At 64.8% G+C, this 11,927-nt stretch carries 9 protein-coding genes; 3 read left to right on the plus strand and 6 right to left on the minus strand.

Going from position 1 to position 11,927, the window contains the following annotated elements:
- The 3 genes from ABD327_RS20795 to ABD327_RS20805 form a co-directional block, all read right to left on the minus strand.
- Window positions 1–1,569, minus strand: a 1,569-nt coding sequence (locus ABD327_RS20795; RefSeq protein ID WP_344452211.1) for an nSTAND3 domain-containing NTPase, incomplete at its 3' end; no start/stop codon positions are given.
- A gap of 627 nt (window positions 1,570–2,196) precedes the next feature.
- Window positions 2,197–2,646, minus strand: coding sequence for a hypothetical protein (locus ABD327_RS20800; protein WP_344452212.1), 450 nt, complete (start codon window positions 2,644–2,646; stop codon window positions 2,197–2,199).
- Window positions 2,647–3,469: 823 nt separating this feature from the next.
- Window positions 3,470–4,051: a hypothetical protein gene (locus ABD327_RS20805; RefSeq protein WP_344452213.1), complete on the minus strand. Its 582-nt coding sequence runs from the start codon at window positions 4,049–4,051 to the stop codon at window positions 3,470–3,472.
- A gap of 627 nt (window positions 4,052–4,678) precedes the next feature.
- On the opposite strand from ABD327_RS20805, the gene ABD327_RS20810 reads away from it, so the two are divergent.
- Window positions 4,679–4,975, plus strand: coding sequence for a hypothetical protein (locus ABD327_RS20810; RefSeq protein WP_344452214.1), 297 nt, complete (start codon window positions 4,679–4,681; stop codon window positions 4,973–4,975).
- Window positions 4,972–5,886, plus strand: coding sequence for a tyrosine-type recombinase/integrase (locus tag ABD327_RS20815; RefSeq protein ID WP_344452215.1), 915 nt, complete (start codon window positions 4,972–4,974; stop codon window positions 5,884–5,886). Before ABD327_RS20810 ends, ABD327_RS20815 begins: the two co-directional genes overlap by 4 nt.
- 302 nt (window positions 5,887–6,188) lie before the next feature.
- Here ABD327_RS20815 and ABD327_RS20820 read toward each other — a convergent pair whose 3' ends face one another.
- Together ABD327_RS20820 and corA are read right to left on the minus strand one after the other, a co-directional pair.
- Window positions 6,189–6,311, minus strand: coding sequence for a hypothetical protein (locus tag ABD327_RS20820; protein WP_344452216.1), 123 nt, complete (start codon window positions 6,309–6,311; stop codon window positions 6,189–6,191).
- Window positions 6,308–7,300, minus strand: a complete 993-nt coding sequence (corA, locus tag ABD327_RS20825; protein ID WP_344452217.1) for a magnesium/cobalt transporter CorA — start codon at window positions 7,298–7,300, stop codon at window positions 6,308–6,310. Before corA ends, ABD327_RS20820 begins: the two co-directional genes overlap by 4 nt.
- An 848-nt stretch (window positions 7,301–8,148) precedes the next feature.
- Between corA and ABD327_RS20830 the strand changes: the two genes are divergently transcribed.
- The gene (locus tag ABD327_RS20830; protein WP_344452218.1) at window positions 8,149–9,219 is read left to right on the plus strand and encodes an N-acetylglucosamine kinase; all 1,071 of its coding nucleotides are present in this window, start codon (window positions 8,149–8,151) and stop codon (window positions 9,217–9,219) included.
- 53 nt (window positions 9,220–9,272) lie between these two features.
- Here the strand turns inward: ABD327_RS20830 and ABD327_RS20835 are convergent, their stop codons facing one another.
- Entirely contained in the window at window positions 9,273–11,321 is a 2,049-nt protein-coding gene (locus ABD327_RS20835) for an HAD-IIB family hydrolase (RefSeq protein WP_344452219.1), read from the minus strand.
- Between the last annotated feature and the right edge of the window lie 606 nt (window positions 11,322–11,927).

The raw sequence follows: 11,927 nt of genomic DNA on the forward strand, positions 1-11,927 counted from the left end.
GTTTTCGAGGAGGGTGGACATTATCGTCTCGCCCCTGAAACCCATGCCGATGGTCCATAGCGTTTGAAGCTGCTCGAAGAAGATAGCACTGGTGACGAGGTTGGTGATCCTCTCGGGGCGGCTTGATAGATGTTCTCGCATATAGTCTCTGACCGAAGGATTATGAAATCCAACTAGCCGCCTGTTGGCCTTGAAGTCGATGCGCACAAGAGTCCCCTCCATTATCTGGAGAGATCTTCGGAAATCTTCAGAAGCCACCCCATCCGGCGCATATCCGAGCCAACTCTGCTTGACTGCTTCGAGTGGTGCCTCAGCACCTAGCGAGAAGAGGGTTTCCAGGACTGATACCTCGGGCCGGTTGAGTTGATGATCGATAATGTGTCCCCAGAGTCGACGAGGCTTCTGCAGGTTCATGAGGACATTCTTGGGTGTTTCATCCGGGGTTTCATATGTTGCGAACTGTTCAAGGCTCAAGCGTATAAGTCGTGGATTGAAGTTCGCATGATTAATAATTGGCAGATAAGCTTCTGGATCCGCGAATGCCGCCTTGTATTCGCAGGGCAACTCGGAAAAGTAGACATTATTATAGAGGATCTGTGCTCGAATAAGGCGAGTGTAGTCAGAGAGATCCAAGACGCAGGTCATTGGATTGAAGTCTGTACTTGAGATCTTCTCATACCGCTGCCTAGCCTGATTAAGAATGTATTCACGGGTGGTTAGCAAGAATCGTTTGTTAGGGCTTGACCTAACCCGTCCGAGTAGCCCAATAAGCCGACTATCTTCATTCTTATTTAGCTTGTCATCAAGTGTGGTCTGGCCGAGGAAATCGTCATAGTAAAATATCTGCTTCTTGTCGTTTTCCCAAAGGCGGTTTGCTTCTTCAACATCTTCGGATATCTCGACTGGCTCAAAGCCTTGAGAAATGTAGTATGCTACAAGTGCATGAGCGAGAGTTGTTTTGCCTATACCAGGTAGACCGGATATTACTGCGACGTTCTTTGATTCTAGGAGCTGTTGTGCCCGCTCATAACTTGCATTTGGCGCATAGAACTTGAGGCTGCGACTGATGTCATCCACCAGTGAGTGAGAACGTATCAGTATCTCTTTCGCCAACAAGCTTTGCAGGACAGTTGCACTTGACAACCAAAGTCGCAGATGTCGCCGCACGATATCAGGGCGCTTTCGGAGTTCGCTCTCAATCTCTTGTAGGCCGTAAATATCATTGGCTGAGATGAACGGAGCGAGGTCCTTGACCAGAGTATCCTTCGACTGTTTGGTAAGCTCAGCCGACGTTGCCAAGATGTATCGTGATGGACTCAACCGGTGAATCTTCGGTTTTTCTTTTGTTCGCATATGGCTGAGCAGGGTACTGCGCGAAGATCGTATCCAATGTTTACATTGAATGATTGTTGCATTGCTGGATTTGCGCTTTAGATGCCTTAGGTCTACACCTTGATCGGGTCCGGGGGCGAATATTTCAAGCTTGACGCCCAAGATTTCCTCAAACAGATCTTTACAAACCGATTCGAAGTCGAAATCTGTCAGGCGCCCTATATCAAAGGAATCCATTGTAATCCGAGTCTTGATATATCTTTTCCTCATGCGTCCAAGTATTAGTGGAGGTTCGCCTGAGCAGCTCGTCCACTAGCTCAAACTGTTTTGTTTGTGTCGGTTTTCCGATAGCGAGGTTTGCGGCTCTGCGGCGCACGGCAGTAGTAGCGGCCCAGCGGAGCCGCCACGGGCTGGGTGTGCCTCGCGTGTCAGGAGACACCGCTGGCTAGGTCAGGGGGTTAGTGGTGGGTCCGAAGCGAGACTCGATCCTGGTCCTCGGATACGCACAGTTCACATCAAAGAGGTACGGCTGTTGCGATGGCCAACTGGTCGAGCTCGAAGCGGGGGTCTCGCGACCCCCAGCCCCCCGCGGGCCGGAACCCTCGCCCGCGCGAACCCTCTGTCACACCGTCCCGCCGTTCGCGCAGACGAGCGCTCCGGGACGAGCGCGCCAGGTGATCGGTCAGCGACAGTTGCTAACGCTGGCGCTAACAACAGCCCTGGACAGCGGTGGACTGGCCTGTACATCACAGAGGCTCGGCAACAGGCCACAGGACAGATGTAGACGGTCCTGGACAGTGTTCGTTTGACTCCTAATGCGTAGGCCATCCTTGTAATCGTGTCTCGGAGCCCGACAGGTTCGACCTATTTGAAGCTCACGACAGCCTGAACGACGCCGGCCACGGTTGCGACGACTGTTAGAACGAGGAGTAGGCGCTCGTTACCGTTGCCCGTGGTCGATGCCTCCTCGGGAGGGGGTGGTGACTGCATCTGAGCCTGCGCGGGTGAAGGTGGCAGGTACTGCACACCGTTCCGGAGGCCGAACAGGCGCAACAGCTCATCCAGCTTCAGCTTCGAGTGTGCCGGTTGCTTACATGCAGAGAGCCTCCCCCAGGTGCCGTTCTTGCACGGGTGGCCTCTGTTTGTTCGGACGCCGCACGTCGTCGGGGTCACTATCAACTGGTAGAACGCCCATGCCAGGGGCGGGAACGCCCAAAGCACAGCGTTGTCGCTTTGCCACGCGGCCAGGACCGATCCGATGATCACCGCCCAGCCGATGATCAAGACTCGTTGCCGCCTCGCGTGCTGCGTCATTCGCGCCATCGCCCCTCCCCGAGTCCGCACAGTACGTGGGAATCTCAAGAGAGGGGTGGTTTGTCCCATGCCAGCCAACTGCTGCCTACGTCACAATTACCTGTTCAGGAGCGTGCTATGAGTGAGAACTCGTCGGCCCCCAAAATGGGCGAGTACTGCTTGCTCTCCCGACGATCCCTCGGCTCTCCACACATGCCCGCACTGGGTCTGGAGAGCGGACGAGTCGTTTCCTGAACCGTGTGGCTAGGTGAGAAGCTCTCCCTAGCCAGGTGAGTTTCTCGTTGGAGAGGCCGTACTCGTCGACATCCAGGACGGCGCTGGTCTTAGCGAGGAAGTCCAGGGTGTCGCGCCCCAAGTGCCAGCCGAGCAGGTTCGCGGTCGCCAAGGCTCGGTAGGGGAAGCGCCCGAAGGTTTGGACTGCTCACTCATCCCGTTGAAGTAGCGCACGACTTGGAGCACTGCTCCCAAGCTCGTATTGAGAACTCCAGGGCAGGTGGCTCTGGGCGGCTTCGGGTGAGTGTCTAAGTGGGTGACAACCGAGGCGGACGAGGGCGGACGTTGCCGAACCTGAAGGAAGCCCCGGTGCTGGCCAAGGAGAGTGCTGGGGCTGCTGGGAATCTTGGTGAAGATGCTTCGCATCGAAGAAGTACAGCGGTCTCGAAGGCCGGCTGATCGAGCCTGAAGCGTGGGTCTCGCGACCCCCAGCCCCCCGCGGGCCAGAGCACTCGCCCGCGAGAATCCCTCTGTCACATCGTCCCGCCGTTCGCGCGGACGAGCGCTCCGGAACGAGTCCGATCACGTGCGGCAGCACCAAGGCGAGCCACTAGCAGTCCGAGTCTGTTGGCTCTAGCTGGAGAAAAGTCCTTGGATCCGTGCCGTTCAACCCGAGATCCCAACGGCACGCGTTTCGTAGGCGCTGCACGTCAACTTTCGAGAGTTCGATCTGATTGAAGTGTTCGCCGGAGGGGTCTTCGTTCAGCGTTGCTAGCAGGGACCGGCCTTGGAGGACCAGGGAACGCAGTAGGAAGCTGACCGCCTCGCTCTGAGCGTGCATCTCGATGGACGGCACCATTGCTGAAAGTCTGTCCAAATCGCTGAGGAGCGCTGTTCGTTCGCTGTCCGACGGCGTTTCGGTCATACCCGTTCTCTCAACGAAAAGGCCGATCTTCTGCTCATACTCAGTGATTATCTCCATTAGGGAGACGTATGCCGCGCGCCGGGCATCAAGGCCAGCAAGGGTGATCTCCCATTGGCGTTCCCTACCCTTTGATTTCTGGTCTCGCTGGTGCTGCCGCTCTTCGGCTGAGGCTTCCTGCCGTGCGCGGATGACCATCGAGCCGACGACAGAGGCTGCCCCAACGCCAGCGCCAATCACCGTACCTACCAGGCCGATCCATTCCAACACGAGCGAACTCCTAGCTTCGAGAGACTAGACCTTAGACGCTCGATCTTCATCGAAGGCTCCAGCGCTTGCGGAAGAAGTTCAGGGGAAGCGGTAGATGACCTGCTCAACGGTCATGGGAACGAGAGTGTGAATCTGCTGGTCTAGGAGACGGGCACCTCTCTCCTTGACTGACGCGTTCCGTAGTCGCCCTCTGAAAGCGAGAACAGGGCGGTTCAAAGCGAAGTATCGGGGATCTTGCTAACGCGGTGCTAACACCGAGGCTGGATCGCTGTGGACGGGTATGGGCGGCGAAAGGGACGCTGTACTGGTCAGGGTGCTGATCTGGACGGGGGTGGACAGTCTTGATCTGGCTACGGATCAGAAGGTTAGGGGTTCGAATCCCTTCGGGTGCGCACGAGATCGCATGTTGACCAGGCCGTTCATCCACCAGGATGAGCGGCCTTCGTCGTTGGCCGCACTCCGCGGGGTGCCCGCAAGGTTCCCTGTAACGCTTCACAGCACACCGCTCCTGACCAGGTTGCGGGGTCACAGGGATAGGAAACGTGCGCTGTCGGCTCCGGCCCTTGGGATACCGAGGGCGTTCTCGGATCCTGAGGGCAACCGGTTACCTTACCCAAGGGAGTGATCGTGGAACATTACGTGTTCAAGCACTGCCCCTGCACCCGGCCCGTCCTCGACCACGCCGGAGTCCCGGCCCGTGTGCGCGGGAGGGTCCAGCGCGTCCGCCTCGAAAAGGGCTGCCCGCGTCTCGCCGAGCCGGGGCACGGGAGCTGGTGGTACCAGCTGGAGCTGCCCCGCGGCACCGGGCGGTCCCGCTGCCGACTGCGGCGCGGCGGCCTGGCCGACGAGCAGCAGGCCCGGGCCGCCATCGCGATGGTCCGGGAGCTGCTCGCGGTTCCCGCCGCCGGCGACGCGGGGGGGTGAGCGAGGTCACCGCGCTGATCCGGCAGGCGACCCTGACAAGCGGGGCGCTGCCCGACCCCGAGACCGTCCGGCAGCGCTACCGGCACCGCCTGCCGCTCGACGGCAGCCTCACCGTGGGCGAGTGGCTCGACCGCTGGCTGGACGGGCGCAGAAACCTGCGGCTCAGCACCCGCACCGGCTACGCCTGCCACATCCGCCTCTACCTCAAGCCGCACCTCGGTCACCTGCGGCTCGATCAGCTCCACTCCGACGACGTCCACGCCATGTTCGAGGCAATCGATGTCCACAACGAGACCATCCGCGCTGCCCGCACCAGCGTCGACACGATGGTCTGTGCCTCGGTTCGGTACCGCAAGCCGACCAGTGTCGCCACCAAGCGGCGGATCTGCTCCCTCCTGCGCGGAGCGCTGAACACCGCGCTCGATCGCCGCTACGTCGACCACAACGCCGCCGCGCACATCGAACTCGACCCCGCCGCACCGCCCAAGGCCCTGCTGTGGACCGACGAACGAGTCGCCCACTGGCACCGCACCGGCCAGACGCCCAGCCCCATCATGGTCTGGACCCCCGAACTCACCCGCGCCTTCCTCGGCCACTCCGCCACCGACCCCTACTACCCGCTGTTCCACCTCCTGACGCACCTCGGCCTGCACTGCGGCGAAGCCGCTGGCCTGCGCTGGAGCGACCTCGACGAACGCACCCGCCAACTGTCCATCGAACGGCAACTCGTCGTGGTCAACGGCCGCCTCCACCTGTGGGCCCCCAAGACGATCGCCGCCCGCCGCGGCATCCCCTCGACCCCGCCACCCTCGCCCTCCTGTGGCTCGTCGCCGACGGCTACGGTGGTGGTCGTTTTTCGAAGTCGCGTGCACGGGCACCCCAAGCCCTGCGCACGCGGTGGCAGGCGGTGAGTCAGCGTGTCCTGGACGGGCTTTCGGGATCATGGGAGTGGACAGCGGCTGCAGAGCCGGCCTGGACGACTCTCATGGACTGTTTTGTTTTCGAGATGTCCATCGAGTACCGACGTCGGCCTGGCCCACCCCGTTGGCCTGATGAGCAGCTCGCCTGCCGCTCTTGGCGGTTCTGCCACGCGGTGATCCCACTCGGACCGACATCCACTGCGACACCCGGGCTGCCGCGATCAGCACGCTGGGCGCTGTCCGCGCTCACGCCGAAGCCCCGCCTGCCGGCAGCCTCGACCACCGAAGAGCCGTCAGGGGGAAGGTGCGGCGGCGCCGGGGTCGAGCAGGATGATCACGGTGAGTGTGATGATCCAGACGATGATCAGCGCGAGGACGATCCGGGTCCAAGAGATCTTCGGTGGGGGGAGGTTCACAACCATCCGCTTCGTCGCAGGAGCCGGTGGACGATGACGACGGCGATGGCCATGGCGGTCAGGGCCGCGGGGTAGCCGATGAGCCAGTGCAGTTCGGGCATGTAGTCGAAGTTCATCCCGTAAACCCCGGCGATCATGGTGGGGACGGCGATGAGGGCGGCCCAGGAGGAGATCTTGCGCATGTCGCTGTTCTGCTGCATCGCGACCCGGTTCTGCTGGAGGCCGACCAGGGCCAGGTGGGCGGTCAGGGCGCTGGACAGCAGCTCGTTGTGCGCGTCGACCTGCTCGTCGACGCGCAGCAGGTGGTCCAGGACGTCGCGGAAGTCGTCCTTGGTGTCGGCGCACAACGCCACCCGGCCCTTGACGATCTCCTCCAGCACCGGGATGAGCGGGTCCTGGGCGCTGCGGAACTCCAGCACCTCGCGTTTGAGGGAGTAGATGTCCTCGGTGACGTCCCTGCGCTCGGGGCTGAACACGTCGCGCTCGAGGGCGATGAGGTCCGCCTCCACCTCATGGGAGACGCGGGAGTAGGTGTCGACGATCTGGTCGCACACCGCGTACAGCACGCCGGCGGGGCCCGCGTCCAGGAGGCGGCGGTCGGCTTCGATGCGCTTTCGGACCTCTGTCAGCGGGGTGGCGCGGCCGTGCCGGACGGTGATCACGAAATCCCTGCCGAGGAACAGCATGATCTCGCCGATCTCGATGTCGGAGGTCTCCTCGACGTAGTGCAGGGTCTTGAGCACCACGAACAGCGTCTCGTCATAGCGCTCGATCTTGGGCCGCTGGTGGGCGTGGATGGCGTCCTCGACGGCCAGCGGATGAAGGTCCAGCTCGTCGGTGACGAGGTCGAACTCCTCCTGGGTGGGCTCGTGCATGCCGATCCACACGAAGCACTGCCCCCTGGTCCGCGCGGCGTCGAAGGCGTCGCTGATATCTCCGGAGATGGTCTCGCGGCCACCGTCGCAATAGATCGCCTTGTCCACAATCACACCGCACAGTCTGACTCACCTGCCTGCCTCGCGGGCAGATCCGGGCACCTCGATCGCCGCAGCGCCTGCTTGGTACTGCAACGACAGTGGGGCTGTCGTTGCAGTACCAAGCCTCCGGATGAAGATCGCGAAAACTGGTCCGCTTCCTTCTTCATACATCACTCCGCTGGACGCGACCCGGGGGAACCTGTGTGTGGATCTCCATCGTGATGGCGATGCAGCTGTGCCTGAGGATCTGCATGGCCACCCGGGGGTGAACGTCCGGAGCGACGAGTAGCGAACCGCAGTGCGGCGGGCGTCGTGCACCTTGATGACCTTGACGTGTGCGGCAGCACGCCAGGCATCGAGCACCCGGTTGATGTTGCGCGGTTCGATCGGCCAGCCAGTGCGGATGGTGAACACAAGGTCGGACTTCTGCCGGTTCTCGCCAGCGATGCGACGGGCGACCTGCTGCTGACCACGCCGGATCTTCAACGCGGTCACGCAGATGGGAGGCAGCGGCAGCGTGTCCGTGGAGCCGTCCGTCTTGGTCCGCTCCTTGTGGATGAGCTGCGTCCCCCCGCTGAAGCTGCCACGCAACCGAGAGCTCACCGTTGTTCAGGTCGAGATCGGACCAGCGGAGTCCTTGCGCCTCCCCTTTACGAAGCCCGACGGCCAGGATCAACGCCCACAGGGCGTAGAGCGGATCATTCGCCTCTCGGCTGATGTTCAGCCGATCCCTGAAGGAATCCGCTCCGTCCTCGGCCAGGCCGGAAAGGGTTTCATCACCGGAGGGGCGGGCGTCCGGCGGGTAGATTGAAGGGGCCAGGTGTCAGGAAGCAACGGACGACCCGAGAGGCCGAGTCCACGTGTCTGCCGCACCCCACCCGCCCCACCTGCCCGGCTCAACCGAAGCGCGCGCCTCGCACGGGTTACCGGGGGTACTCGCGATCGACGCGGGCAACAGCAAGACCGACGTCCTCCTGGTCGGCACCGACGGCACCGTCCTCGGCTGTGCCCGGGGCGGCGGCTTCCGGCCGCACGAGGTCGGGCCGCGTGCGGCGGTTGCCGCGCTGGAACCGCTGGTACGGGCCGCCGCGGCGCAGGCCGGGCTGCCGCCGGAGCACGACCTGGTAGCGGAGCACATCAGCGCCTGCCTGGCCAACGCCGACCTGCCGGTCGAGGAGGAGCGGCTGAGCCGGGCGCTGGAGGGGCAGGGCTGGGCGCGCTCCGCGGCGGTCCGCAACGACACCTTCGGCCTGCTACGGGCCGGCACCGAGCAGCCGTTCGGAGTCGCGGTGGTCTGCGGTGCGGGGATCAATTGCGCGGGTCTGCTGCCGGACGGCCGGACCGTCCGCTTCCCCGCGCTCGGACGGCTGACCGGAGACTGGGGCGGCGGCGAGGTGCTGGCCGTGGAGTGCATGTGGCACGCCGTGCGGGCGGAGGACGGGCGCGGCGCGGCGACCACGCTCGCACCCGCGATCGCCGCTCACTTCGCTCTGCCGAGCGCGACCCGGGTCGCCGAGGCCGTCCATCTGGCGGAGCTGGACAGAGCCAGGCTGCACGAGATCATTCCGCTGATGTTCGCCGCGGCCACGGCCGGTGACGCCGTGGCGCTCGATCTGGTCGAACGTCAGGTCGACGAGATCGTCCGGCTCGCCGTTGTCGCGTTGAGCAGGCTCGGGCTGCTGGGCACGGCGGTCCCGGTGGTGCTCGGGGGCGGGATACTGGCCTCGAAGCAGCCGCTGCTGCTCGGCGGCCTCGCCGACCGGCTGGCCGACCGCGCTCCGCTCGCCGAGCCCAGGCTGGTGACCGCCCATCTGGTCCTCGGCGCGGCCCTTCTCGGTCTCGACCACCTCGCGGCCTGCGGTTCTGACGGTGCCCGCGCCGCCGGGAAGCGCCTGCAGTCGGCGTATCCGCCGCCCATGCCGTTCGGATGACGGCTGTCCCCGGAGGAGCCCAGGTCCCCCGGCCGACCGGCGGGGATCGGCCGTCACGGCCTCCGGATCGCGGCGATGATCTCCGCCGCCCACAGGGTCGGATGACGGTGCCCGAGCCGGGCTGCGAGGTCGGTGAGGCGGGAGTGTCGTTCGGCGGGAGTCAGGTCCAGGGCCTGGGCCAGCCGATCGGCGAGGTCATCGGGCGAGCAGGGGTCGGTGAGCACCGCCGCCTTTCCCAGTTCCTCGGCCGCGCCCGCGTGCCGGGACAGCACCAGGACGCCGGAGAGACCGACCGCGGCCTGCGCCGCGACGAACTCCTTGGCGGTCAGGTTCATCCCGTCCTGCAGCGAGGCGACCCACAGGACGTCGGCGGCGAGGTAATGGTCGACCACTTCGGAGAAGGACAGCGGCCGGGGCCGGTAGTCGATGGGCAGCCAGCCGTCGCGGCCCCAGGCGTCGTTGACCTCGGCCACCCGCTTCCGCAGCTCCCTCAGGGTGGCGTCGTACGCGGTGATCCCGGGCTCGGGCGGCGCGCACACCAGCCGAAACCGGAACCGACCGCGCAGCTCGGGCCGGCGTTCCAGCAGCAACGCGATCGCCTCGGCCTTCTCCACCGGCGCCTTGGTGTAGTCCAGCCGTTCGATGGACAGCACCAGCCGGCATTCGTCGTCCCGCCGGACTCCGGGCGCCCGGTCGCGGGCCATCGCCTCGATGGCGTCCCGGTCGACACCGAGCGGATGGACGCCGATCCTGGGACGCCGCGGCTCGTCCTGGAGAAAGGAGCGGAAGTTCCCGGCGAATGTCCCGGTGTGGAAACCGGCCCAGTCCAGGAGGCCGAGCGAGGCGCGGACCTCCTTGGCGGTGGGCAGCGCGGCCAGGACGTCCGGAGGCGGGAAGGGGGTGTGGTGGAACAGCCCGACCCGCAGGTCCGGACGGGTGCGGTGGAGGAAGCCGGGCACCAGCCACAGGTTGTAGTCGTGCAGCCAGACGGTGCCGCCGGGTCCCGCCTCGTTCGCGATCCGCTCGGCGAATCGCGCGTTCACCGTCCGGTACTGCCGCCAGGCGGCGGGGTTGAAGCGCAGCCGGTCGGGCTGGGACATCAGGATCGGCCAGAGCACCTCCTTGCACGCCCGGTGGAAGTACGCCCGCCACTGCTCGGGGCGCAGCGGCAGAAAGGACAGCGGAATCTCGGTGCCGTGCCCGTCGACCCGGCTGTGCCGCTCCCCCTCGGGCACGACCGCCGCGGTCACCCAGGTGGCGTCGAGTCCCGCGCTGAAGAGGCTGCGCAGAGTGGGCAGGATGCCGTTCGGGCTGGACGGCTCCCGCCAGTGGCCCTCGGGAGTCCGGTGGACCGGCGGACGGTGGTAGCCGATCACCAGCGGGGCGGCGGTCTCGACCCAGCCGAGGTCCAGCAGCGCCCGCAGCACCCCCGCGGCGCCGGGCTCCCTGGGCAGACGGACGCTCTCCCGGCCTTCCAGGGCGGCGACCAGCGCGGCCTCGGAGTTGCCGACGGCCACCCCGTGCGCGCCGATCCGGAACATCGACAGGTCGTTGCGACTGTCACCGGCGACCAGCACGGTCGTCATCGGCCAGCCCTGTTTCCGGGCGAGGGCGGAGAGCGCGCTGCCCTTGGAGGCGCCCTTGGGCATCACGTCGAGGTAGCGGTCCGCGGAGTAGACCCAACCGCAGCCCAGGGCCTCGACAGCCCGGGTGATGTCCAGGGTGAGGTCCTCTGGGCGGACGAAGAACGAGCATCGGCCGTCCTGCGGCACGCCATTCTGGTATCTGAGGACGGGGAAACGTCGCAGTTCGGCGCGGACGCGGTCGGAGCCGGGCCAGCCTGCGCGCAGACCGCTCTGCAGCGGTTCCACCGGGGTGTGGTCGAGCCCGTCCAGAACGCTGGCGCCGACATCGGCGATGATCCAGCGGGGCCGGGGCACCAGGGGGTCTTCCAGAACCCGACGGACGGAGGTCAACGACCGCCCGGTGGCGAACACGACGGTCACCCGGGGGTGGCGCCGCAGGACATCACGCAGGCGGCGCCGGTCTCCCTTCTCGCCGCCGAGCAGTGTTCCATCGAGGTCGGTCGCCAGGACTGGCAAGCGGGCTCCCTTCGTCACCGGGCGACTGCTGGAGCAGCCGGCACGGCTCATCGTCACACCCTCGCCACCCTCTGTGCTCACCCCGCACGTCCGACCGCACCTGTCCGCGACACACCTGTCACCGGCGGGTAGAAGCCGGAGTCGAACGGAAGCCATGGGCAGACATGTGCTCGGAGTGCCAGGCACCGACCGAGTGGCACCGCTACGGGATCTCCATCTGTCTCTTCCTAGGAAGACCGGACCCGGACAGCCCCGGCGAGCAGCAGGCAAGGCTCCTACCCGACCGGCTGGAACGTTGCCCAGCACGCACGCCCTATCGACTCCGACACCGATGGGCCGCAACGCGCTACCCGACTTCAACGGCCACCGGACAACCGGCCGCCCCCGAAGCCCTCACGCCCTCTACCGCCGATCCCACCAACAGCCCCTCTTCCCCGAAACCGAACCCTGACCACGGCAGGCGAGAAGACCGTTCCCAATACGTCCCCAAGGAGCTCTTACAGGCGACTCGACCATAACTCTGACCTGCGGAAACAAGGTTCATGATCGTCTGGCCTACGGATCAGAAGGTCAGGGGTTCGAATCCCTTCGGGTGCGCATCAGGTC

This window comes from Actinocorallia aurantiaca (genome assembly GCF_039533685.1).
Classification (GTDB): domain Bacteria; phylum Actinomycetota; class Actinomycetes; order Streptosporangiales; family Streptosporangiaceae; genus Actinocorallia; species Actinocorallia aurantiaca.

Excerpts from the sequence above, each read along its gene's own strand:
- ABD327_RS20800 (WP_344452212.1), bottom strand. The coding sequence starts at position 2,646 with ATGACGCAGCACGCGAGGCGGCAACGAGTCTTGATCATCGGCTGGGCG.